General features: G+C 54.2%; 19 protein-coding genes. 8 read left to right on the top strand and 11 right to left on the bottom strand.

Going from position 1 to position 23,241, the window contains the following annotated elements; genetic code table 11:
• Nucleotides 1-103: 103 nt before the first annotated feature.
• Entirely contained in the window at nucleotides 104-544 is a 441-nt protein-coding gene (gene mioC / locus ACYP03_RS21290; protein WP_459782039.1) for an FMN-binding protein MioC, read from the bottom strand.
• 575 nt (nucleotides 545-1,119) lie between these two features.
• Here mioC and ileS point away from each other — a divergent pair.
• Nucleotides 1,120-4,296, top strand: a complete 3,177-nt coding sequence (ileS, locus tag ACYP03_RS21285; protein WP_459782038.1) for an isoleucine--tRNA ligase — start codon at nucleotides 1,120-1,122, stop codon at nucleotides 4,294-4,296.
• 67 nt (nucleotides 4,297-4,363) lie between these two features.
• Here ileS and mnmE read toward each other — a convergent pair whose 3' ends face one another.
• The 8 genes from mnmE to ACYP03_RS21245 form a co-directional block, all read right to left on the bottom strand.
• On the bottom strand, nucleotides 4,364-5,731 hold the full coding sequence (mnmE, locus tag ACYP03_RS21280; protein ID WP_459782037.1) for a tRNA uridine-5-carboxymethylaminomethyl(34) synthesis GTPase MnmE: 1,368 nt from the start codon (nucleotides 5,729-5,731) through the stop codon (nucleotides 4,364-4,366).
• A gap of 139 nt (nucleotides 5,732-5,870) precedes the next feature.
• Complete coding sequence (yidC, locus tag ACYP03_RS21275; protein WP_459782036.1) at nucleotides 5,871-7,514, bottom strand: membrane protein insertase YidC; 1,644 nt, start codon at nucleotides 7,512-7,514, stop codon at nucleotides 5,871-5,873.
• Between the two features lie 2 nt (nucleotides 7,515-7,516).
• Nucleotides 7,517-7,774 (bottom strand): membrane protein insertion efficiency factor YidD, encoded by a 258-nt coding sequence (gene yidD, locus ACYP03_RS21270; protein WP_248144729.1) that lies wholly within the window; start codon nucleotides 7,772-7,774, stop codon nucleotides 7,517-7,519.
• Nucleotides 7,741-8,097 carry a ribonuclease P protein component gene (gene rnpA, locus ACYP03_RS21265; protein ID WP_459782035.1) on the bottom strand — a complete coding sequence of 119 codons (357 nt, stop codon included), beginning with the start codon at nucleotides 8,095-8,097 and terminating at the stop codon, nucleotides 7,741-7,743. The genes yidD and rnpA overlap by 34 nt, the downstream gene beginning before the upstream one ends.
• Before the next feature lie 14 nt (nucleotides 8,098-8,111).
• Entirely contained in the window at nucleotides 8,112-8,246 is a 135-nt protein-coding gene (gene rpmH, locus ACYP03_RS21260) for a 50S ribosomal protein L34 (protein ID WP_081669218.1), read from the bottom strand.
• 223 nt (nucleotides 8,247-8,469) lie between these two features.
• Entirely contained in the window at nucleotides 8,470-9,207 is a 738-nt protein-coding gene (locus tag ACYP03_RS21255; protein ID WP_459782034.1) for an amino acid ABC transporter ATP-binding protein, read from the bottom strand.
• Complete coding sequence (locus ACYP03_RS21250; RefSeq protein ID WP_330961690.1) at nucleotides 9,204-9,875, bottom strand: amino acid ABC transporter permease; 672 nt, start codon at nucleotides 9,873-9,875, stop codon at nucleotides 9,204-9,206. The genes ACYP03_RS21255 and ACYP03_RS21250 overlap by 4 nt, the downstream gene beginning before the upstream one ends.
• Nucleotides 9,876-9,997: 122 nt before the next feature.
• Nucleotides 9,998-10,753 carry an amino acid ABC transporter substrate-binding protein gene (locus tag ACYP03_RS21245; RefSeq protein WP_248144725.1) on the bottom strand — a complete coding sequence of 252 codons (756 nt, stop codon included), beginning with the start codon at nucleotides 10,751-10,753 and terminating at the stop codon, nucleotides 9,998-10,000.
• A gap of 349 nt (nucleotides 10,754-11,102) precedes the next feature.
• Between ACYP03_RS21245 and dnaA the strand changes: the two genes are divergently transcribed.
• The 4 genes from dnaA to gyrB are packed head-to-tail and all read left to right on the top strand — an operon-like array spanning nucleotide 11,103 to nucleotide 17,112.
• Nucleotides 11,103-12,497, top strand: coding sequence for a chromosomal replication initiator protein DnaA (gene dnaA / locus ACYP03_RS21240; protein WP_459782033.1), 1,395 nt, complete (start codon nucleotides 11,103-11,105; stop codon nucleotides 12,495-12,497).
• A 1-nt stretch (nucleotide 12,498) separates the two neighbouring features.
• Complete coding sequence (gene dnaN / locus ACYP03_RS21235) at nucleotides 12,499-13,599, top strand: DNA polymerase III subunit beta (RefSeq protein WP_330961691.1); 1,101 nt, start codon at nucleotides 12,499-12,501, stop codon at nucleotides 13,597-13,599.
• A 2-nt stretch (nucleotides 13,600-13,601) separates the two neighbouring features.
• Nucleotides 13,602-14,681, top strand: a complete 1,080-nt coding sequence (gene recF, locus ACYP03_RS21230; protein ID WP_330961692.1) for a DNA replication/repair protein RecF — start codon at nucleotides 13,602-13,604, stop codon at nucleotides 14,679-14,681.
• Nucleotides 14,682-14,700: 19 nt separating this feature from the next.
• Entirely contained in the window at nucleotides 14,701-17,112 is a 2,412-nt protein-coding gene (gene gyrB, locus ACYP03_RS21225) for a DNA topoisomerase (ATP-hydrolyzing) subunit B (RefSeq protein ID WP_248144721.1), read from the top strand.
• A 111-nt stretch (nucleotides 17,113-17,223) separates the two neighbouring features.
• Here gyrB and ACYP03_RS21220 read toward each other — a convergent pair whose 3' ends face one another.
• On the bottom strand, nucleotides 17,224-18,888 hold the full coding sequence (locus ACYP03_RS21220) for an acyl-CoA dehydrogenase family protein (RefSeq protein ID WP_459782032.1): 1,665 nt from the start codon (nucleotides 18,886-18,888) through the stop codon (nucleotides 17,224-17,226).
• A gap of 195 nt (nucleotides 18,889-19,083) precedes the next feature.
• Here ACYP03_RS21220 and ACYP03_RS21215 point away from each other — a divergent pair, with 195 nt between their 5' ends.
• From ACYP03_RS21215 to ACYP03_RS21205, 3 genes are all read left to right on the top strand, one after another.
• Nucleotides 19,084-20,115 carry an AraC family transcriptional regulator gene (locus ACYP03_RS21215; RefSeq protein ID WP_459782031.1) on the top strand — a complete coding sequence of 344 codons (1,032 nt, stop codon included), beginning with the start codon at nucleotides 19,084-19,086 and terminating at the stop codon, nucleotides 20,113-20,115.
• Between the two features lie 214 nt (nucleotides 20,116-20,329).
• Complete coding sequence (ibpA, locus tag ACYP03_RS21210; RefSeq protein WP_330961696.1) at nucleotides 20,330-20,797, top strand: small heat shock chaperone IbpA; 468 nt, start codon at nucleotides 20,330-20,332, stop codon at nucleotides 20,795-20,797.
• 231 nt (nucleotides 20,798-21,028) lie between these two features.
• Nucleotides 21,029-21,628 (top strand): GNAT family N-acetyltransferase, encoded by a 600-nt coding sequence (locus tag ACYP03_RS21205; protein WP_459782030.1) that lies wholly within the window; start codon nucleotides 21,029-21,031, stop codon nucleotides 21,626-21,628.
• Nucleotides 21,629-21,721: 93 nt separating this feature from the next.
• Here the strand turns inward: ACYP03_RS21205 and ACYP03_RS21200 are convergent, their stop codons facing one another.
• Complete coding sequence (locus ACYP03_RS21200) at nucleotides 21,722-22,972, bottom strand: valine--pyruvate transaminase (protein WP_330961698.1); 1,251 nt, start codon at nucleotides 22,970-22,972, stop codon at nucleotides 21,722-21,724.
• Between the last annotated feature and the right edge of the window lie 269 nt (nucleotides 22,973-23,241).

Here is a 23,241-nt window from a genome sequence, read left to right as displayed (position 1 = left end):
TTGGATAACAAAGGGTTGATCACCGTTTAGATCTATACTTATCCACAACCGAATCGTGAAAAACTGGCGGTTATGGGAATAATTTCCGCCAGTCTGATGGGGATTACAGGAGATTTTGCCAGCTGTTTAGCCAGATTTCAGCCGGGTCTTCCGGCACCGGATCCTGTGAAACATCGATTTCCAGCCGTTCGCCCAGGCGTTTGGCTCCCTGTCCGGCCAGTAGGTGGTCAAGATCTTTACCAGCCTGACAGAAAGTGTCATAGCTGCTGTCTCCGATCGCGACAAGACCATAACGCAGCGGGGTTAAGTCCGGTTTCTGGGTCTGGAGCTGGCTGACAAAAGGCTGGATGTTGTCCGGAAATTCACCGGCGCCGTGGGTGGAACAGATCAGCAGCCAGATCTGGTCCGGATCCAGCGCTGACAGATCGGCCTGATTGATAATCGTCGTGGTATGGCCGGCTTCGGAAAGCAGATCTGCCAGGTGATCGGCGACGTATTCCGCACCTCCTAAGGTGCTGCCGGTGATCAGGGTAATTGCAGCCATCGTGTCCTCTTTGTGTAAATGTTATCTGAAATGTCCGGATTGTACCCGGAACACCCGGGAAGGAAACCCCTGTAATGCGCTTGCTCCGGCTGTGCGGGAGATCTCCTGGCAGGGATGGGGCGTGCTGTCAGAGGGATGGGGTCGGGGGCGATCCGGGCATGACCTTGGACAGCGTACAGTCCAATATGATCTGGATAAAATAAAATCTTTTTAATTCAATGGATTATTTGATTTGCTCACAGGGGGTCCCAAGGATCTTCCCTGCTTTTACAGTTTCCGGCAGATCATGCTCGCGTGTCCGATCGACGTGATGTCCGTGTTTGCGGGGAATGGACTGTCTGATCCCGCAGACGGTGATCCGGAGTGTTATATGAGGCCTGAATTGCATATCGTGTTGACAGGTGCCGGTCTGCGGCTTAAGTTGAATGCATGAAGACCTTATTGAACCCACAGCGAATTATTATCATCATTCCTTAGGAGTGGTGGGTTCGCTTGTGCTTGAATAACGTCAAACCCGCCCTGGAGGCGGGTTTTTTGATCACTGCTTCCCGGGCCCCAGTCGCAGAGAGGCAGCCATGAGTTCAAAAGAAACCCCGTCCCAGACCGATCAGCTATCTGACGCGTCTGCATCATCCGTTTTTTCCTTTGTCGAGGCCGAACATGCCGTGCTCGGATTCTGGCAGGACCGGCAGATCTTCCGGCAGTCGCTGGCACAGTCGGCCCACCAGCCGGAATACGTGTTTTACGACGGCCCTCCGTTTGCAACCGGCCTGCCGCACCACGGCCATCTGGTGGCTTCGACGATCAAAGATGTCATTCCGCGTTATTTCACGATGAAAGGTCATTTTGTGCAGCGCCGTTTCGGCTGGGACTGCCATGGCTTGCCGATCGAGCATGAGATCGATAAAACGCTGGGAATGTCAGCCAAGGAAGCGGTTGAGCAGCTGGGGATTGCCCGTTACAACGATGAGTGCCGCGGTATTGTGCAGCGTTATACCCGGGAATGGGAGAAGACCATTTCACGCTTGGGGCGCTGGGTTGATTTTGACAACGACTACCGCACCATGGAGCCCTGGTATATGGAGTCGGTGTGGTGGGTGTTCCGGCAGTTGTGGGACAAGGGACTGGTTTATCAGGGTGAGAAAGTGGTTGCTTACTCAACTGAGCTGGAGACCGTCCTGTCGAACTTTGAGGCAACCTCCAACTACAAAGACGTTCAGGATCCGGCCATCACCGTGCTTTTCAAATTAGCGGATGAGGACGGGTATCTGGCTGCGTGGACCACGACCCCCTGGACGCTGCCGGCGAATCTGGCCTTGTGTGTCGGCCCGGATATCTCCTATGTCAAAGTGCATGATGACGTGCTCGGGGGCGATGTGTGGCTGGCAGAATCCCGGTTGGCGGCCGTCTGTAAAGGACGGGATGTGGCGGTACTGGAAACCCGGTCCGGGGCTGAACTGGCAGGGAAGCGTTACCGGCCGGTCTTTGACTGTTTTGCCGGACATGCGGCTGACGGCGCGTTCCGGGTGCTGGCGGATGACTTTGTCTCGACGGACAACGGGACCGGGATTGTGCATATGGCGCCGGCCTTCGGGGAAGATGATCAGCGGGTTGCCAGAGCCCATGGCATTCAGGGGGCGCCCTGTCCGCTGGACGGCCGCGGACGCTTTACCGCTGAAGTACCGGACTATCAGGGGATGTACGTCAAAGACGCTGATAAGGCGATCATTCAGGCTCTCAAAGCGCAGGGGCTGCTGTACCGGCAGGAGACCCTTTTGCACAGCTACCCCTTCTGTCCGCGCTCGGATACCCCGATCATCTACCGCACTGTACCGTCCTGGTATATCCGGGTCGAATCGATGCGTGACGCACTGGTGGCGAATAACCGGCAGGTGAACTGGGTGCCGGATCATCTGCAGGAAGGGCGGATGGGCAAATGGCTGGCAGGCGCCAAAGACTGGGCTGTGTCCCGCAACCGCTACTGGGGTACCCCGCTGCCGATCTGGGTCAACGACACCACCGGCAGCCAGCTGTGCCTCGGCTCGCGTGAGGAGCTGGCCCGTTATACCGGGGTGACGGTCGAGGATCTGCACCGTGACCATGTGGACGACCTGACCTTTATCCTGCCGGGCGAAGCCGGAGTCTACCGCCGCATCGCGGAAGTGTTCGACTGCTGGTTTGAGTCCGGCGCCATGCCTTATGCCCAGGTGCATTATCCGTTTGAGAACAAAGATCAGTTTGAAAAGAATTTTCCTGCGGCGTTTATTGCCGAAGGGGTGGATCAGACCCGGGGCTGGTTCTATACCCTGCAGGTTCTGAGTCAGTGCCTGTTCGGCCAGGCGGCGTTTCGGAATGTCATCGTCAACGGCATCGTGATGGCTGAAGACGGGAAGAAAATGTCCAAGCGTCTGAAGAACTATACCGCGCCGGATGTGCTGATGGAGCAGTACGGCGCTGACGCCCTGCGGCTGTATCTGATCAATTCCGGACTGGTCAAGGCGGAAGAACAGCGCTTTGCCGACAGCGGAGTGCAGGAAATGGTCCGCCGGGTCCTGCTGCCCTGGTACAACGGCTACAAGTTCTTTGCGACCTATGCGGCACTGGATCAGTGGCAGTTTTCACCGGCGCAGACGCCAAGCGATAATATCCTGGATCAGTGGATCCTGTCCCGCCTTCAGACCCTGACCCGGCGGGTGAACGATGAGATGCAGCAGTACCGGCTTTATCAGGTGGTTCCGGCGCTGTTTGATTTTATTGAGCAGCTGACCAACTGGTATATCCGTCTGAACCGGGCCCGCTTCTGGCTGGATGGGATGAGCGGGGATAAATCCCGGGCTTTCCAGACCCTGTTCCATTGCCTGGAGACTTTCGGCACCCTGATGGCGCCGTTTGCGCCTTTCCTGTCAGAACATCTCTATCAGGGACTGCTGGCATTCCGTCAGCCTGGGAGCGTGCCGGAATCGGTACATCTGTGTCCGTACCCTGAAGCACAGCCTGCGATGCAGCAACCGGCGCTGGAAGCTTCGGTCGAGCGCTTCCAGCATCTGGTGACGATGGGGCGGCAGAAGCGGAACGATCTGAAAATCAAAATCAAGACGCCGCTCAGCCGCATCACCGTGCTTCATCGCGATCCGGCCGTGCTGGCGGATGTGGCCCGGTTGTCAGACTATATCCGGGCTGAGCTGAATGTGAAAACGGTTCACTTCAGCGAGCAAGAGGCGGATTACATCGATTTTTATACCAAACCGAACTTTGCCCTGCTGGGCCGTAAGCTGGGCACGCAGATGAAGCACTACACCAGGTTGATTCATACCCTGACCGAGGCGCAATTGACGACATTGCAGGAGTCGGGAGAGCTGGAGCTGGACGGACAGGTCTTCAGTGATGAAGAGATTGTCCTCTACCGTCAGGCGAAAGAAGGGACCCATGCCGTGTCGAACCGGTTTATCTCACTGGATGTGGATCCTCAATTGTCTGATGCACTGATCGGGGAAGGGGCGGTCCGGGAGGTGATCAGCCGGATCCAGAAGCTGCGCAAAGACAGCGGCTTCCGGGTCAGCGACCGGATCCGGATTGAGCTGCAGGCGCCGGCGGCGCTGGCGGGCTGGGTCACACAGCATCAGGAATATCTGATGCAGGAAACGCTGGCCCGGGAGCTGGTCGTTGCCCCTGAGATGGATGGTATGTGCAGTGAAGCCGAGGTCTTCCGGACCGATCACGGTGACATTGCTGTCTCGGTTTCCGTGTTGTAAAGCGGAAAAGTCAAAGCCCCGCCGGAATGGCGGGGCTTTGTGATCAGTTGCCGGTATCGGTGCAGAGTTACTTCCCGATACAGAACGACGTAAAGATGCGTCCCAGCAGATCGTCCGAGGTGAATTCCCCGGTGATTTCGCTCAGGTGCTGCTGGGCCAGACGCAGCTCTTCGGCCAGGATTTCACCGGCCATGTAGCCTTCCAACTGCGCCTTGCCTGTGTCGAGGTGTGTGGCTGCACGCTCCAGCGCATCCAGATGGCGGCGGCGGGCCATGAACCCGCCTTCTGTGGTGCCGGAAAAGCCCATACAGGACTTGAGGTGGTCGCGCAGGGCATCGACGCCGTCACCGGTTCGCGCCGACAGGCGGATCAGGGTTGGCTGGCTGATATGGCAGATCCCGGTCGTTTCTCCGGTCAGCTCCGCTTTGTTCCGGATGACGGTCAGTCCCATCCCGTCCGGCAGGCGTTCGATAAAGTCCGGCCAGATGTCTGCCGGATCGGTGGCGTCTGTGGTGGTGGCATCAACCATGAAGAGCACGCGGTCAGCCTGACGGATTTCATCCCAGGCACGCTCGATACCAATCCGTTCCACTTCGTCACTGGCATCGCGCAGACCGGCGGTATCAATGATATGCAGCGGCATGCCATCAATATGGATATGTTCACGCAGCACGTCGCGGGTGGTCCCGGCAATGTCGGTCACGATGGCACTGTCTTTGCCAGACAGGGCATTGAGCAGGCTGGATTTACCGGCGTTCGGACGACCGGCAATCACCACTTTCATGCCTTCACGCATGATGGCGCCCTGATTGGCCTCGCGGCGTACGGCATTGAGCTGTGCAATCACGGTATCCAGATCGGTGCTGACCTTACCGTCACTGAGAAAGTCGATTTCTTCTTCCGGAAAATCAATCGCGGCCTCAACGTAGATACGCAGGTGAATCAGAGCTTCCACCAGGGCGTTGACCCGGTTGGAGAAGGCGCCCTGCAGTGACTGGAAGGCACTCTTGGCCGCTTCCTCACTGCTGGCATCAATCAGATCGGCAATGGCTTCGGCCTGGGCCAGATCCAGTTTGTCATTCATGAAGGCACGCTCGGAGAATTCGCCCGGGCGAGCCGGGCGCACGCCCTCGATTTGCAGGATGCGTTTGATCAGCATGTCCATCAGAACCGGACCGCCATGACCCTGCAGTTCAAGAACGTCTTCGCCGGTGAAGGAGTTCGGGTTCGGGAAGAACAGGGCAATCCCCTGATCGAGTGCCGTGCCTTCTTCTGCCCGGAAAGGCAGGTATTCTGCGTAGCGTGGTTTGAGCGTGCGTCCGGTGACGGCTTCGGCCACCTGGCCGGCCAGCGGACCGGAAACGCGGATAATGCCGACTCCGCCACGACCGGGAGGTGTGGCCTGAGCAACAATAGTGTCCGTAGTCTGTGTCATCATGATTGCTTCGTAATTTGGCGTGGGCGCCATTGTAATCAGTGTTTACAGGATAGCCAACTCCGGGAGCCGGCGATGGCGCTGGAAACAAAAAGGCGGCCATTTCCGGCCGCCTTGTCATCTTCTTGTGAGATCAGGCTTACTTGCTGTGCAGGCCTTTCTTCTCCAGTTGCTTGAAGATGATGGACTGCTGAGTCAGCGTCACGATGTTCGACACCAGCCAGTACAGGACCAGACCGGATGGGAAGAACAGGAAGAAACCGGTGAACAGCACAGGCATGAAAGTCATGATCTTCTGCTGCATCGGGTCGGTCACTGTGCTTGGGCTCATCTTCTGGATCAGGAACATGGTCACACCCATCAGAATCGGCAGTACATAGTACGGGTCTTGTGCCGACAGGTCGTGGATCCAGCCGAAGAAAGGTGCGTGACGCAGTTCGACCGATTCCATCAGAGCCCAGTACAGAGCAATGAAAATCGGCATCTGCAGCAGCAGCGGCAGACAGCCACCCAGCGGGTTCACTTTCTCTTTCTTGTACAGCTCCATCATTTCCTGGCTCATGCGCTGACGGTCATCGCCGAAACGCTCACGCATTGCCTGCAGTTTTGGCTGCAGCATGCGCATCTTCGCCATGGAGGTATACTGCGCTTTGGTAAACGGATACAGGCCGCCACGCACAATGATCGTCAGGATGATGATCGCGATACCCCAGTTCCCGACAAAGCTTTGGATCCAGGACAGGAACTTATGCAGCGGGCTGGCGATGAACCACAGCCAGCCGTAGTCAGCGGTCAGGTTCAGGTTGTCGGCCGTTGCTTCCATCTTGTCCTGCAGTTTCGGACCAACCCACAGTTTTGCTGAGGTGGTCAGGCCGCTGTCTGGTGCTACGATTTCAGTTGGCATACGCACGCCAATGTAGCCCTGGCCCTGGCTGGTACGGGAGAACAGGTTATGGCTTGGGGTTTGCACACTCTTATCTGCAGGGACGGCAATCGGTGTTGGAATCCAGGCAGAGACGAAGTAGTGCTGCATCATCGCAGCCCAGCCTTGATACATGGACAGGTTCAGGTTCTTGTCTGCCATGTCGTCAAAGCTGTACTTTTTGTACTTCTCATCGTCAGCAGAGTAGGCGCCGCCACGGTAGGTCGGCATGGTCAGGCTGCCGCCGTCATCCATCAGAGTCTGTTTCAGCTGGGCGTACATTTGTACAGTGGCCGGCTTTTCAGACTTGTTGTTGATGGTATAAGACACTTCCAGCGCATAGCTGTCACGGTGCAGCGTGAACGTCTTGATATATTCAATGCCGTCTTTGCTGTAAGTCAGCGGGACGCGCAGTTCATCCTGGCCATCGGCCAGTACGTAATCTTTGGCTTCTGCGTTCAGCTGGGCACGGCCGGCAGTTGAGTCGATGCCGTTGGCACCAATCAGACCGGACTGAGCAATAAACTGATGTGCGGGCTCGTTTTTCAGCAGCACGAACGGATCGCTGGAATCCAGCTCATTGTCGTAAGCCAGCAGTTTGGCTTCAATAATATCACCACCCAGGGTATCAACAGTCAGATCCAGCACATCGGTGCGGATGTGGATCAGCTTGTCGGAACTGCTTGGCCCCGGAATCGTCGCGCTGTCACCGGAATGTGACGGCACATCGCCCTGGGTCGTCGCGCTTTGCGCAGCTGTCTGGTTCTGAGGTTGCGGGCTGTTGTCTGCATTCCACTGCTGGAACAGCAGGAAAGACACAAACAGCAGGGCAATTAACAGAATATTGCGTTGGGAATCCATCGTTAATGTTCTCTGTCGTTATCCTGGGTTGGCGGAACGGGGTCATAGCCACCGTTGTTCAAAGGGTGACATCTTAATAGACGTTTCGCCGCGAACCAACAACCTTTTATTGCTCCATGGGTTTTTACCGCTTCGATCGCGTATTGAGAGCAGGTGGGGGTGAAACGACAACGTGGCCCGATCAGCGGGCTGATTGCCAGTTGGTAAAAGCGGACTAGTCCGACGACTAGCCACGCGATGGGCGAGACAGGCGATGCCATAGCTTATCCAGCAGTTTACACAGGTCGGCGTTGCTCATTTCACTGGCACTTTTTTTGGCGATCACGACAAAATCTTTCGCAGGCAGATCGTGTTGCTTGAGACGGAAACGTTCCCGAACCAGGCGTTTAAAGCGATTGCGGCCGACTGCGGTTTTGATTTGTTTTTTAGGGACTGCCAGACCGAGCCGTGGTTGGTTCAGGTCGTTATTGCGGGCCAGAATGGTTAAGTGAGGGGAGCCAGCACTGTGAGCTTGCTGGAAGACATGTTTATAATCTTCGGGAGTTAACAGACGTAACTCCCGAGAAAAAGCGAACTTACTCAAAATAATCGCAATGATTACTTAGACAGACGCTTACGGCCTTTGGCGCGACGTGCATTGATTACAGCGCGACCGTTCTTAGTTGCCATGCGAGCACGGAAGCCGTGAGTACGCTTGCGCTTTAGAACTGAAGGTTGAAAAGTGCGTTTCATGGTTTTACCTTAAAATTACTGATCAGTTTTAAGTTTTTGTGTTTCCGGTTACCCGGCAGGGCTCAAAAAGAAACCCATTACGTCCACAAAGAGGCGGAATTGTAATCACTGACCCGCTTCGAGTCAATCATTCCCCTCTTTCCGGCGATGGTTTTTGCGCCGTTTTCGTCCGAGAAACCCGGGCGCTGAATTATACGTTTTGTTTTGCTGAGTGCAAGGATCCTTAGCGGATCCCCACCTGACGCAGGAATTTTTGCAACCGTGGATCTTTGGCGTTGCTGAAGATCTCCTGCGGAGATCCCTGTTCCACGAACTCGCCGTCGGCCATAAAGATCACCCGATCGGCCACTTCGCGGGCAAACTGCATTTCATGCGTGACCACCAGCATGGTCTGGTTGCGGGTTGCCAGCATTTTCATCAGGTTCAGTACTTCACCGACCCATTCCGGATCCAGTGCAGACGTCGGCTCATCAAACAGCAGCAGTTCGGCTTCCAGCGCCATCGCGCGGCCGATACCGACCCGCTGTTGCTGACCGCCGGACAGGGCGGTCGGGTAGCTGTCGCCTTTGTCGCCCAGCCCGATATCGTCGAGGATTTGCTGGGCTCTGTCGTAGGCGGCTTGCTTTTTCCACCCTTTCACGGTGATCAGGCCTTCGGCAATGTTCTGACGGGCCGTCATATGGGCAAACAGGGCGTAGTTCTGAAAGACGAAGCCGGTTTTGCGCCGAATTGACAGGATCTCTTTGGGAGTGGCCACCGGTGTATCCACGTGGATCTTGTCAATGGTCAGATGGCCGCTGTTCGCGGTTTCCAGGAAATTAATGCAGCGCAGCAGGGTAGACTTGCCGGTGCCGGACGGGCCGATGATCACCACAATCTCACCCTGGTCAATCTGAAGGTCAATACCGGAGAAAATGGTATTGTCACCGAAGCGTTTGCTGAAGTTATGCAACTGAATCATCGTACATACGCCCTGTTAAGTTTCACTTCCGCCCAGTTCTGAATCCGGGTCAGTACCACCACAATGCCCCAGTAAATCAGGGCGACGGCCAGGAAGGCTTCGAAGAACTTGAAGCTGGAAGACGCTTCCATCTGCGCTTTGGCCATGATTTCGGCCACACCCAGGGTAAACGCCAGTGAGGTGGATTTGATCATGTCGATAAAGTAGTTCATCAGGGACGGCAGCGCGACGCGAGTCGCCTGCGGCAGGATGATGCGGCGCATGGCCTGCATTTCCGTCATCCCGATCGACAGACTGGCCTCACGCTGGCTGTTGTCGACGCCGATAATGGCAGCCCGGATACTTTCGGCCATGTAGGCGGCAAAGTGCAGACTCAGGCCGATGACGGCGGCACTGAAGGCGTCCAGCCCGACCAGAGCCGGAAAGACCTGAGGCAGGCCGTAGTACAGCAGAAAGAGCTGAACCAGCAGCGGGGTGCCGCGGAAGAAGCTGATGTAAACCTGGCTGATCTGATCCAGCACCGGTAAACGGTAAACCCGCACCAAAGCCAGCGTTACCGCGATTACCAGTGCAAAGACCAGTCCCCAGACCGCCATGCCCATGGTTGTGCCCAGGTATTTGAGCAGAATCGGCATGAGCGACAGCATGTAATCAAAATCGAAGCCCATATGGATGCGTGTTCCGTGGAGTTAAAGAATAAAAGTGACAAGACCCACCACAAGGGTGAGTCTTGATATTACTTATTAGTATAAGGATGGTGACCTGAAATGACAGGATTCATTCCGGCCCGTTAGCGGGTAATGTCAGCATCGAACCATTTTTGTGAGATTTCGGTCAGTGTGCCGTCTTCGCGCATCGCGTTCAGGGCTTTGTTGACCTCATCACGCAGCTTCTGGCCTCTGTCGTTGTTCAGGAACGGCCAGGCATTCTCAATGCGCTCAAAGGTCGAGCCGGCCAGTTGCAGCGGCAGACCGGCTTTTTTGATCAGCTCAACAGAAGACAGGCGATCCATCACGAAGGCGTCGGTCCGGCCCAGCGCAACGTCGTGCTCGATGCCGGTTTCGTAGGTTTTGATGTTGATCTGCTCTGCATTGTCCAGGCCACGCAGCAGCTGCTCGTAGTTGGAGCCCAGATTCACGCCGACGGTTTTACCGCTCAGATCGTCCGTGCCTTGAATGCTGTCGTTTCCTTTACGGACCACCAGCTGCGCGCCGTCAATCACGTAAGGGTCGCTGAACAGGTATTTGGCTTTACGTTCGTCGGTGATGGTGATCTGATTCGAGATGGTATCGATGCGGCCGGTTTCCAGCAGGCCGAACAGCCCGGAGAAGTTCGCCGTCACGAATTCCACTTTATAATCATTACGTTTACCGATTTCATTCCAGACATCGACCTCGAAACCCTGCAGCTGGTCCTGCTTCACGAAAGTGAACGGGAAGTAGCGGCCAGACATGCCAACTTTCACGTCGGTAGCGGCAAATGCTGTCTGGCTGACGGTCAGGCCCAGTGCCAGTGCGGTAAAGGAAGCTTTTACCCAGTTTTTCATCTGTCTACTCCTAAGATGATGTTGTTTTTGTAGGGCGGTTTTTATCATCCTACTTGTCAATAAGAACAATGCTTAAATAACCAAAAGTTATTTCTAATAACTATAGAGTCAGTTTTTTGGGGCGTTGAGAAAAGATTGTGCCGTTCATCCCCAGGATCCTGCACAATGTGTAAACAACTGTGGGTAAGGGTAGGCTAAACTGTGGTGATCTGAGCCATCATTGTGGGATCCGTGTGAATAACTTAGATCTTATTCACTGGATCTGGGATCTCTTTGCTGGAGATCCGCGGCCAGCAGGTATAAAATTGCGTCCCTTTTCGTTTTTTGGTTATTCAGTGTGGAGTCGAACTTGTCATCTTCGCTTTGGCTGCAGTGCCTTCAACGCCTTCAGGAAGAACTCCCTGCCACGGAATTCAGCATGTGGGTTCGTCCGCTACAGGCCGAGTTAAACGACAACACCTTGACCTTGTTCGCCCCTAACCGTTTTGTTCTGGACTGGGTGCGGGACAAGTACCTCAACAGTATCAATCGTCTGCTGAATGAATTCTGCGGGGCGGATGCCCCGATGCTGCGATTTGAAGTCGGGAGTAAGCCGGTGACAGTGCCGCCTCCCCAACCCATCGCTGCCGTGGCCGCGGTGGCTGCAGACGACAGAATCGATCCGCCGTCACCGACCTGGGAACCGGCACCTTCTCCGGTGCAGCCGGAGTCTGCCAAAGGCTACCGCTCGAATGTGAATCCGAAGCACAACTTCAACAACTTCGTTGAAGGTAAGTCGAACCAGCTGGGTTTGGCGGCTTGTCGTCAGGTTGCGGATAACCCGGGCGCTGCTTACAACCCGCTCTTCTTATACGGCGGAACGGGTCTGGGTAAAACGCACTTGCTGCATGCGGTGGGCAATGCGATTGCAGACCGTAAGCCGAACGCCAAAGTGGTGTACATGCACTCCGAGCGGTTTGTGCAGGACATGGTTAAAGCGCTCCAGAACAACGCGATTGAAGAGTTCAAACGCTACTACCGCAGTGTCGATGCGCTGCTGATCGATGATATTCAGTTTTTTGCCAATAAAGAGCGTTCACAGGAAGAGTTCTTCCATACTTTTAATGCGCTGCTGGAAGGCAACCAGCAAATTATTCTGACCTCCGACCGCTACCCGAGGGAAATCAGCGGGGTGGAAGACCGCCTCAAATCCCGGTTTGGCTGGGGTCTGACGGTTGCGATTGAACCGCCCGAACTTGAAACCCGGGTGGCGATCCTGATGAAAAAAGCCGAGGACCACCATATTCGTCTGGCTGACGAAGTGGCCTTCTTTATTGCCAAGCGTCTGCGCTCGAATGTGCGGGAGCTGGAAGGGGCGCTGAACCGGGTGATTGCCAACGCGAACTTTACCGGTCGGGCGATCACCATCGACTTTGTCCGCGAAGCGCTGCGAGATCTGCTGGCGCTGCAGGAAAAGCTGGTGACGATTGATAACATTCAGAAGACCGTGGCTGAGTACTACAAAATCAAGATGGCGGATATGCTGTCCAAGCGCCGGTCACGTTCCGTTGCCCGTCCGCGCCAGATGGCGATGGCACTGGCCAAGGAGCTGACCAACCACAGTCTGCCGGAAATCGGCGATGCTTTTGGTGGCCGCGACCATACTACAGTGCTGCACGCCTGCCGGAAAATTGAGCAGCTGCGTGAAGAAAGCCACGATATTAAAGAAGATTACTCCAACCTGATCAGGACACTGTCGTCGTAATATGAAATTTACCGTTGAACGTGAACATCTCATTAAACCGCTGCAACAGGTCAACGGGGCACTGGGCGGCCGTCCGTCGCTGCCGATTCTCGGTAACCTGCTGCTGAAGGTTGAAGCCGGCAGCCTGTCCCTGACGGCCACCGATCTGGAAGTGGAGCTGGTGGCGAAACTGGCGCTGGATGGTGAGTGGGAACCCGGTGCAGTGACCGTGCCGGCCCGGAAGTTTCTGGATATCTGCCGCGGCCTGCCTGACAGCGCTCAGCTGAAGATTGAGCTGCAGGGCGACCGGCTGCTGCTGCGTTCCGGCCGGAGCCGTTACTCACTGACCACCTTGCCGGCCAATGATTTCCCGAATATTGAAGACTGGCAGAGTGAAGTGGAACTGCATCTGGCTCAGGGTCAGGTCCGTCAGCTGATCGAAAGTACCCAGTTCTCAATGGCTCATCAGGATGTCCGTTACTATCTGAACGGCATGCTGCTGGAAACCGACGGGAAACAGCTGCGCTCTGTGGCGACCGACGGTCACCGGATGGCGGTGTGCACCGTCGATACCGAAGGCGAGCTGCCAGGTAAACAGATCATCCTGCCGCGTAAAGGGGTGATGGAGCTCGTGCGTTTGCTCGACAGTCCGGATGCTGAAGTCGTGCTTCAGATCGGTGAGTCGAACCTGCGTGCCGTGGTCAACAATTTCATTTTCACTTCCAAGCTGGTGGATGGCCGTTTTCCGGACTATCGCCGGGTATTGCCGCAAAACAGCAGCAAGATCCTGCAGGCGGGCTGTGATGAACTGCGTCAGGCGTTTTCGCGGGCGGCCATTTTGTCGAACGAGAAATTCCGCGGTGTACGGGTGAATCTGGCCGACAACGAAATGCGCATCACCGCCAACAACCCGGAACAGGAAGAAGCGGAAGAAGTGCTGGATGTGAATTACCAGGGCGGTGAGCTGGAGATTGGCTTCAACGTCAGTTATATCCTGGATGTACTCAATACCCTGAAGTGCGATCAGGTCCGGATTTCGATGTCCGATGCCACCGCCAGTACGCTGATTGAAGATGTGGCGGACAGTGACGCCCTGTACGTGGTGATGCCAATCCGGCTGTAACCATGGCGCTGACGCGATTTATTGTCAAAGACTTCCGAAATCTGGAAGCCTGTGATCTCACCTTGTCTGATGGCTTTAACTTTCTGGTCGGTGCCAATGGCAGCGGTAAAACCAGTTTGCTGGAAGCCATTTATTTCCTTGGCCACGGCCGTTCCTTTCGCAGCCACCTGACCAGCCGGATTATCCGTCATGGTCAGGATGAGCTGGTATTACACGGCCGGGTACAGACGGAAAGTGATCTGGAGCGGCCGCTGGGCATCCAGAAGCAGCGCGACGGGACGACACAGGTTAAAATAGCCGGCCAGACAGGCCAGAAAGTTGCACAACTGGCACAGATTCTGCCACTGCAATTGATCACGCCGGAAGGGTTCGAACTGATGGTTGGCGGGCCGAAATTCCGCCGTGCCTTCATCGACTGGGGCGTGTTCCACGTGGAACCCCGTTTTTATCAGGCCTGGAGCCGGGTAAAACGGCTGACCAAACAGCGGAATGCGCTGCTGAAAACCGCACGCAGCTACCGCGAACTCAGCTACTGGGATCAGGAACTGGCGCAGCTGGCCGAAATGATTGACGGCTGGCGCAGTGACTATGTGACGGCACTGCGGGCGCAGACTTCGGCTTTTTGTGCCGACTTTCTGCCGGAATATGAGATTCAGCTCGGATACTACCGCGGCTGGGAAAAATCGACTCCTTACGGAGAACTTCTGGCAGCCAGCTTTGAGCGTGATGTGCAGCTGGGGTATACCGTCAGCGGACCGCACAAAGCCGATCTCCGGCTGAAGGTGGCGGCAATGCCGGTCGATGATGTGCTGTCCCGGGGGCAGCTGAAGCTGCTGATGTGTGCCCTCAGGCTGGCACAGGGTCAGCAGTTACGACAGGCCACAGGCAAACAATGTCTTTACCTGATCGATGATTTTGCTTCCGAGCTCGACAGTGGCAAGCGGGCTTTGCTGGCCAAAGGATTACGCGATACGCAGGCTCAGGTGGTCATCAGTGCCATCAGCGAGGAACAGCTGGGCGACATGAAGGACGAAAAGGGCAAGATGTTTCATGTCGAACAGGGTAAAATAACCGCAGGATAAATAAAGCGAGAGTAACTCAATGTCCAACAATTACGATTCATCAAGTATCAAGGTATTAAAGGGTCTTGATGCGGTACGTAAGCGTCCGGGGATGTACATCGGCGATACGGATGACGGTACAGGTTTGCACCACATGGTTTTTGAGGTCGTCGATAACTCTATCGATGAAGCTCTTGCTGGTCACTGTGAAGATATCGTGGTGACGATCCACGAAGATGGTTCGGTTTCAGTCAGCGATGACGGTCGGGGGATCCCGACAGACATGCACCCGGAAGAAGGGGTGTCTGCGGCGGAAGTGATCATGACCGTCCTGCATGCCGGCGGTAAGTTTGACGATAACTCCTACAAAGTTTCCGGGGGTCTGCACGGCGTGGGTGTTTCTGTGGTCAACGCCCTGTCTGACAAACTGGAGCTGACAATTCATCGCCACGGCCATGTTCACCAGCAGGTTTACCATCTGGGTGAACCTCAGGCACCACTGGGTGTGATTGGTGATTCGGATCGGACCGGTACCCGGATCCGTTTCTGGCCGAGTGACACCATTTTTACTGACACCACCTTCCATTATGAGATTCTGGCCAAGCGACTGCGCGAACTGTCGTTCCTGAACTCAGGTGTGTCAATTAAGCTGATTGATGAGCGCGACAACAAGCAGGACCACTTCATGTATGAAGGCGGGATCCGCGCGTTCGTTGAGCACCTGAACCGGAACAAGACCCCGATCCATCCGAAAGCGTTTCACTTTGCGTTTGAACGCGAAGACGGAATTTCCGTTGAAGTGGCGATGCAGTGGAACGACAGCTTCCAGGAAAACATTTACTGTTTTACCAACAACATTCCGCAGCGCGATGGCGGTACGCACCTGGCTGGTTTCCGTGCGGCACTGACCCGGACCCTGAATAACTTCATGGATGCGGAAGGCTATTCCAAGAAAGCTAAAGTTGCGACGTCGGGCGATGATGCCCGTGAAGGTCTGACGGCTGTGGTTTCCGTGAAGGTGCCGGATCCGAAATTCTCCAGCCAGACCAAAGACAAGCTGGTTTCCAGTGAAGTGAAACCTGCCGTTGAGTCGGCGATGGGCGAGAAGCTGAGTGAGTTCCTGTTGGAAAACCCGAGCGACGCCAAGATTGTCTGTACCAAAATCATTGATGCATCCCGTGCCCGTGAAGCGGCCCGTCGTGCCCGTGAAATGACTCGCCGTAAAGGCGCGCTGGATCTGGCAGGTCTGCCGGGCAAGCTGGCGGACTGTCAGGAAAAAGACCCGGCACTGTCTGAACTCTACATTGTGGAGGGTGACTCGGCCGGTGGTTCCGCCAAGCAAGGCCGAAACCGTAAGAATCAGGCTATCCTGCCGCTGAAAGGTAAGATCCTGAACGTTGAGAAAGCCCGTTTCGACAAAATGCTGTCGTCTCAGGAAGTCGCAACGCTGATCACTGCGATGGGTTGCGGGATTGGCCGTGATGAATACAACCCGGATAAACTGCGCTATCACAGCATCATCATCATGACCGATGCCGACGTCGATGGTTCGCACATCCGTACGCTGCTGCTGACGTTCTTCTACCGTCAGATGCCGGAGCTGATTGAGCGTGGTCATATCTATATTGCTCAGCCGCCTCTGTACAAAGTGAAGAAAGGCAAACAGGAGCAGTACATCAAAGATGATGAGGACATGAACCAGTTCCAGATTGCGCTGGCGCTGGAAAATGCCTCACTGTTTACCAGTGACAGCACTCCGGCGATTACCGGTCTGGCGCTAGAAAACCTGGTGAAGCAGTACAATGGTGTCGTGAAACTGATCGAGCGGATGAGCCGTCGTTATCCGACGCTGCTGCTGAACGAGCTGACTTACCAGCCGCGTCTGGGCGAAGCGCAACTGTCTGATCAGGCACAGGTGGAAGCCTGGGCGAAAGGTGTGGTCGATGCACTGAATGCCAAGCAATCAGGTGAGAGTCATTACGGTTACGAGCTGTTCCAGGACAGCGAGCATGATGCCTGGTTGCCGAAGATTGTTGTGCGCACCCATGGTGTCGATTACCAGTATCCGCTGAGCTACGATCTGCTGCACTCGAAAGAGTACGCGAAGCTGGCGGATCTGTCGGAAGCCTTGTGTGATTTGCTGGAAGAATCTGCGTATATCCAGCGTGGTGAGCGCAAGCAGCCGGTATCCAGCTTCAAGGATGCACTGGATTGGCTGATCAAAGAATCGACCCGTGGTCTGAGCCGCCAGCGTTATAAAGGACTGGGTGAGATGAACCCGGATCAGCTGTGGGAAACCACCATGGATCCGGAATCACGCCGGATGATGCAGGTTACGATCAATGATGCGGTGGCAGCGGATGAGCTGTTTACCACCCTGATGGGTGATCATGTAGAACCGCGTCGTCAGTTCATTGAAGAAAATGCCCTGAACGCAAATCTGGATGTGTAATTTTTCCCGGTAACGGAACACCAAACGCCGCTCAATGAGCGGCGTTTTTTTATCGCTTCTGTTAAGGGAGTTGGCGCAGTGATTGCGTCATACTCTGGTTTGGCCGAGGTGTCAGAGTTTGACCAATGCACGTTCGACAATGAATTTTGCATCGACAGCCGGGGGCAACGTCCCGAACTGGTGAGATGGTTGATTGGAAAGACGTGCCAGTGCAAAGGCTTCGGCAATCTGTGGTTCGCCATAGGTGAAGAGGGTGGCGGCCTGCCAGATCACAGCGAGTTGCTCCATCAGTCTTCTTGCCCGCACTTCAATATCCTGCGGGTCGGTGAACTCAGCCTTCAGTGCGGCCAGTTTTTGATCATAAAGCGGGTGCTTTCCTTTAGCTTTTTCGAATTCACTAAATAATGTATTGAAGGTTTCCGGCTCACGACGCAGGACGCGCAGCAGGTCGAGACACTGCACATTGCCTGAACCCTCCCAGATCGAGTTGACTGGCGCTTCCCGGTACAGGCGGCTGGCAATATTCTCTTCGACGTAACCCACACCGCCAATACATTCCATTGCCTCAGCCGTCTGCTGAATGGCGCGTTTACAGATCCAGTATTTTCCGATGGCCGTTGCACTGCGGATCAGCGCCGCTTGCTGGTGGTCTTCGTGATGATCCAGTGCATGAGCGATTCGCATCGTAATGGCCAGTGCGGCTTCGGCTTCCAGCGCCAGATCGGCCAGCACATTGATCATCAGCGGCTGGTCATGGAGATTTTTGCCGAAAACGCTGCGCCCCGACGTATGCCAGATGGCTTCTTTTACCGCTTGGGCCATCAGGGCACTGGAACCAATCATGCAGTCATAGCGGGTCAGGGCGACCATGTCGATGATGGTGCGGATCCCCCGGCCTTCTTCGCCCAGAAGCCAGCCGTGGGCACCATAAAATTCAATCTCAGAACTGGCATTGGAGCGGTTGCCCAGTTTGTTTTTCAGACGCTGAATATGGATTGGATTTTTGCTGCCGTCTTCCCGCCAGCGGGGAACCAGAAAACAAGAGAGTTGCTCGCCGGTTTTGGCCAGCACCAGGAACGCATCGCACATCGGTGCCGAGCAGAACCATTTATGGCCAAGCAGGCTGTATTGCTGGCCCGGTCCGGGTTCCTCGATGGGGACGGCGATCGTGCTGTTGGCCCGGACATCGGAGCCCCCTTGTTTTTCTGTCATGGCCATGCCGATGGTGGCCCCGTCTTTTTCGAAGTAGGGTTTGTTGCTGCCATCGTATTTGGCCGCGAAAATTTTCGGAAGCCACTTGTCGGCGACATCGGGCTGGTGTCTGAGGGCAGGCACAGCGGCAAACGTCATGGTCAGCGGGCAACCTGAGCCGGGATCGGCCTGATTGTGAAGAAATGCCATCGCCGCACGGGCAACATGGGCGCCGGGTTGTGGTCGGGTCCATGGCAGACTGGTGTGCCCGGCTTTGACGGCATGCGCCATCAGCTGATGATAGGCCGGATGGTAGTCGACTTGATCGATACGTTCACCAAAGCGGTTGTGAGACTGAAACTCTGGCAGATGTCGATTGGCGAGGAAACCTGCTTCCAGAAGTTCATGGCCAATATGCTGGCCAAAGTCTGACAGCAGGTCATTGGCCCACTGGCCGGAGAACTGGGTGACCCAGTAGTTCAGCACAGCATCAGTTTCAAAGGCATTGTAGTTCTCCAGCGGTGCAGGCTGGTTGCAGACAACATGGGTGTCCAGATTGAATGGTGCGGTCGGCTTATCAGTCATGGTTTTCTCCCTTGTGTCATGATTGCGGCCGTTAATTGTGATGCCGGGCAGTTACATTGCATTAACAACAGACTTTAACTGGCTTAAGATATTTTTCTATCGCTGCCCATGCCAATTTGTTGTTCAATCGCGCAAAGCAGCTGCCAGAGAACGGAACCGGGCGTGAGCCCCAACAGTTAGGTGGAGTGGGCATCAATGGAAGGCTATTACTCAACGCTCAGCAGCTGGATGATCCCCATGACCCGGGCGATGCAGCATCAGGGACTGGATATTGAAAAGGCACTGTCGGCGTGCGAGCTCGATCTCCGACAGTTGCAACATCAGGACGTCCGGGTGCCAATCCGAAAGTTATCTGCATTGATTGATTACTGTAATCAGCACTTTCCGGCACAGGATTTTACCGTTCAGATGGCCCGTTTTTTCCATCCTGGCGTATTTCATATTCTGGGGTATGCCATGATGTCGGCTGATACGCTGGAAGATGCACTGTTACAGCTGGTGGAATATAACAGTGTGGTGTGCGATATCAGTGACCTGCGCCTGGTTGAAACCGATGATTTGCTGATACTTGATGTCAGTCTGCGGACTGCGGGGGAAGATCCGCAATGGTTATTACGGCCGCAAGAGCTGGAGGCGTTTCTCGCGATGGTGGTAAGTTTTGCGCGGGATGTTGTGGCCGCTGAATACAGACCGGCTTCTGTAGCGTTTCAGAATTTGTCGCCGTCGCAAGGGGCAGGGTATCTCAATGAATTCTTCCGTTGTCCGGTTTTGTTTGATCAGCCACGGAACCATCTTGCTTTCGACAAGCGAAGTGCCAGACAGAAACTGCTCACCGGGAATGCCGTTATCCGGCAGGGGCACGAAAAAATTCTCAATGAGTTCCTGGCGCGCATTGATCGCCATGACCTGATTCATCAGGTGAAATGTAAAATTCTCGAGCGCTTGTCGTTGGGTACTCCGGCTCAGCGTGATGTGGCTGAAGCGCTGGGGATGAGTCTGCGTAATTTGCAGCGGAAACTCAGCGAACTGGGTACCTGTTATAAAACCCTCCTGGAAAACAGCCGAAAGCGTCTGGCTTTGCATTATGTGCAGCGTCAGGATCTGGCATTGGGTGAGATCAGCTATCTGGTTGGCTTTGCCAGCGAATCGAATTTCCATCGCGCATTCAAGCGCTGGACCGGCAAGTCCCCCGGACAATACCGACGGAGTCTGCAAGGGCAGGAGTGATGATCCGGAGTATTCGGAATCACAAGCCTTATGGAAAGTTTTGGAGACGCTGAAATTTTTTTTGTTGTCCCCTTGATTGTTATTTTTCCGGCCTTATATCTATCTGTGAAGCAGGAGGTGCCATAAGCATGGGCCTTCAATGGTTTGTCCAAGAGGAAAACCCGCTTCAGTTTTTTTCACCGTAATGGTATTGCTTCACAGAAGGATAATGATTATGCGTACCTTAGATTTTTCTCCCTTGTACCGTTCTGCCATTGGTTTTGACCGTCTGTTCAATCAGATGGAACAGAATCTGAATAACAGTAATGGCGGATATCCTCCGTACAACATTGAACAGCAAGATGAAAATCATTACCGCATTACAATGGCGGTTGCTGGTTTTGCCGAAGAGCAGATGGAAATCAGTCAGCATCAGAATCGATTGATTGTGACAGGAAAGCGTGCAGATGCCAGTGCAGATGAAAAGCGTCATTACCTGTATCAGGGCATTGCTGAGCGAGATTTCGAACGTAAGTTCCAGCTGGCCGATCATGTGAAAGTGATTGGTGCTGCCATGGAAAATGGACTGCTGCATATTGAACTGGAGCGTGAAGTTCCGGAAGAAGAGAAACCGCGCAAGATTGCAATCAATGGACAGCGCCTGATTGGCAGTGATGAGACTGTGGTCAGCGACAACATTTAAGTGATTGTTTCAGTGTGTATGGAAGGTCAGCCTTAGGGCTGGCCTTTTTTATTGGCGCTGAACAGGGATATTCAAATGAAATGTTTCACGTGAAACATCAAGATGGAACAGGACATCACGCTGTGTTGTTCGCTTGGTTGGTTTCACGTGAAACACTGCGGCTGAGTTTGTGGCTATAAAGACTAATCTTGCAGGGGCAATTGGGGATTTCACGGATAGGAAAACATCATCATGGATAGCAAGACACTGCCAGCGCAAAAGACGGCCAGAACACGAATCGACTTATCGTCGGATCACGTGTGTTTCAGCAGATGTCGCCAGAGGGGAATTGTCTTCAGTGAAGCGGATGAACAACATGAAGCATTCATCTTTGCTCTGAAGAAGGCTGCTGAGCGGAATGCTGTGACGCGTGTATTTGGTTGGGATGACGACTTGCAGTACAGGTTGCATCAGGCGGAGTGGCAAGCCTGTAAACCCAATTTAATGCTGTTCGAAGGCAAAGTGATCGGCAGTGTGCTGCTGGAAAGTATTGCAGTCGTTTCTGAGGATGGTAAAACCGTCGAACGTTTTTTGCATTTGAGCCGTTTCTTTTTGATGCCTGAATGGCAGGGAAGTGGAATTGGCAGTGCGGTCCTGGCCGGTATCACAATGCTGGCCGATCGATTCAAGCTGGACTGCCATCTTCAGTACTTGCAGGGGAATCCGGTCGCGGCACTGTACCATCGCTTTGGTTTTAGGGTGCTTGCTCAGGACAGCCAGTTTGTCACCATGACTCGTCCGCCTGTGTACGCCAGTGAAAGATTTGCAGCCTTTGAAAATATGATGGGCTGAGGTTTCAGAAATAGGGCACTGTGAGAACCAAATAAAAAACAGGGCGGAGATTGGCCCTGTTTTCGTCTGAACGTTTAGCCGCGCTGATGCTGTTTAAGCTTCTTGGTAAGCCTTTGCAACTTCTTCAGCAATGATGCGAATGCCTCGTTGCATCTTTTCATCTTCCTGAACATAGTTCATGCGCAGACATTCGTGGCCATGGCTCCAGTCTTCTTCCAGTCCGATAAAGAAGTACTCTCCGGGGACGATTAAGACTCCGCGGGCTTTCAAGCGTGAGTAGAGTTCCATGGTGGTTATCGGCAAATCTTTCAGCCACAGCCACAGGAACATGGCTCCTTCAGGTTTATGGACCCGGAAGCGTGGATCCGGGATCGCTTCCTGCAGCCATTTTACTGCTTGCTGAGATTTGGCCTGATAGAAAGGTTTGATGACGTCTTCACTCAGTCGTAATAAGTCTCCGCGTTCAATCATCTTATTGGCAATCGCCGGGCCGACACTCCCTGGCGCCAGACTAAGGACACCATTCATATTGGCAAGCGCTGTGGTAATTTCTTCACTGGCGATGACAATGCCGCAACGCACGCCCGGCAAACCGAGTTTCGACAGGCTCATACACAGAATCGTGTTGTGGTTCCAGAAAGGAGTCACGTCTTCAAAGATGATATCCGGGAAGGGCATACCATACGCATTGTCGATGATCAGTGGAATGCCATGTTGCTGGGCCAGCTGATCCAGATGGCGGATTTCTTCGTCTGTCAGCACATTCCCGGTTGGGTTAGTTGGCCGGGAAGCGCAAATTGCACCGACGTTGTCATCGACTTTCAGCGCTTTAAAGTCGACGTTGTATTTGAACAGTCCGTTATCGAGCAGGGTGATCTCCGGTTTATAGGAGATAAACATATCCGGGCTGACGCCGGCATCGGCATAACCGATGTACTCAGGGGCAAGCGGCAACAGGATTTTTTTGTGGCTGCCATCCGGGAAATCTCCGGCAAGCAGATTGAACAGACTGAAGAAAGCACTCTGGCTCCCGTTGGTCAGACTGATATTTCGGCTGCTGATTTCCCAGCCATAACGTTCACGCAGCAGGTCGGCAAGGGCATTGATAAAAGTATTCTTGCCTTGCGGGCCATCGTAGTTTGTCATGGCTGCCGCCAGTTCGCCACTTTCGTTCAGGTGATGGTTGAGCTGGGTAAAATAGTCTACCATCGCCGGAATTTGAGCCGGGTTACCACCGCCTAACATAATGGCGTCCGGGTTGCGCAGGCCATCATTCAAATCGTCCATTAATTGGGTAATGCCTGAGTAGCGGGCAAACTTGTTACCGAATGTAGAAAACTCCATCTTGCTTCGACCTCAGCGTGTGTCTTGTTTGTGATTATTTATTGTGGGTGAGTCAAACAACATACATCAATGATACGAACAGTGAAAGTGACTTTACCGACCCAAAATTCACGATGTCTTTCAGTTAGGTTTCACGTGAAACATCGAAGAAACCATCCCTGTTACCTCTAAGTTTAGATGAAGCACACTGTCTTGATTGCAGTGGCATTTGATGTTTCTCGGTTGCATCGCAAACTTTCGGGCAGGGCGTTCAGGACCTTGAATTTCCC

Source organism: Photobacterium sp. R1 (assembly GCF_054600795.1).
Note: the sequence above shows the minus strand (reverse complement) of the source record. Positions and strands in the feature narration are given on the sequence as shown.

What these genes read in the sequence shown, in the direction of transcription:
- mioC (WP_459782039.1), bottom strand. Translation starts at nt 544, where the DNA reads ATGGCTGCAATTACCCTGATCACCGGCAGCACCTTAGGAGGTGCGGAA.
- ileS (WP_459782038.1), top strand. Translation starts at nt 1,120, where the DNA reads ATGAGTTCAAAAGAAACCCCGTCCCAGACCGATCAGCTATCTGACGCG.
- mnmE (WP_459782037.1), bottom strand. Translation starts at nt 5,731, where the DNA reads ATGACACAGACTACGGACACTATTGTTGCTCAGGCCACACCTCCCGGT.
- yidC (WP_459782036.1), bottom strand. Translation starts at nt 7,514, where the DNA reads ATGGATTCCCAACGCAATATTCTGTTAATTGCCCTGCTGTTTGTGTCT.
- yidD (WP_248144729.1), bottom strand. Translation starts at nt 7,774, where the DNA reads ATGGCATCGCCTGTCTCGCCCATCGCGTGGCTAGTCGTCGGACTAGTC.
- rpmH (WP_081669218.1), bottom strand. Translation starts at nt 8,246, where the DNA reads ATGAAACGCACTTTTCAACCTTCAGTTCTAAAGCGCAAGCGTACTCAC.
- ACYP03_RS21255 (WP_459782034.1), bottom strand. Translation starts at nt 9,207, where the DNA reads ATGATTCAGTTGCATAACTTCAGCAAACGCTTCGGTGACAATACCATT.
- ACYP03_RS21250 (WP_330961690.1), bottom strand. Translation starts at nt 9,875, where the DNA reads ATGGGCTTCGATTTTGATTACATGCTGTCGCTCATGCCGATTCTGCTC.
- ACYP03_RS21245 (WP_248144725.1), bottom strand. Translation starts at nt 10,753, where the DNA reads ATGAAAAACTGGGTAAAAGCTTCCTTTACCGCACTGGCACTGGGCCTG.
- dnaN (WP_330961691.1), top strand. Translation starts at nt 12,499, where the DNA reads ATGAAATTTACCGTTGAACGTGAACATCTCATTAAACCGCTGCAACAG.
- recF (WP_330961692.1), top strand. Translation starts at nt 13,602, where the DNA reads ATGGCGCTGACGCGATTTATTGTCAAAGACTTCCGAAATCTGGAAGCC.
- gyrB (WP_248144721.1), top strand. Translation starts at nt 14,701, where the DNA reads ATGTCCAACAATTACGATTCATCAAGTATCAAGGTATTAAAGGGTCTT.
- ACYP03_RS21220 (WP_459782032.1), bottom strand. Translation starts at nt 18,888, where the DNA reads ATGACTGATAAGCCGACCGCACCATTCAATCTGGACACCCATGTTGTC.
- ACYP03_RS21215 (WP_459782031.1), top strand. Translation starts at nt 19,084, where the DNA reads ATGGAAGGCTATTACTCAACGCTCAGCAGCTGGATGATCCCCATGACC.
- ibpA (WP_330961696.1), top strand. Translation starts at nt 20,330, where the DNA reads ATGCGTACCTTAGATTTTTCTCCCTTGTACCGTTCTGCCATTGGTTTT.
- ACYP03_RS21205 (WP_459782030.1), top strand. Translation starts at nt 21,029, where the DNA reads ATGGATAGCAAGACACTGCCAGCGCAAAAGACGGCCAGAACACGAATC.
- ACYP03_RS21200 (WP_330961698.1), bottom strand. Translation starts at nt 22,972, where the DNA reads ATGGAGTTTTCTACATTCGGTAACAAGTTTGCCCGCTACTCAGGCATT.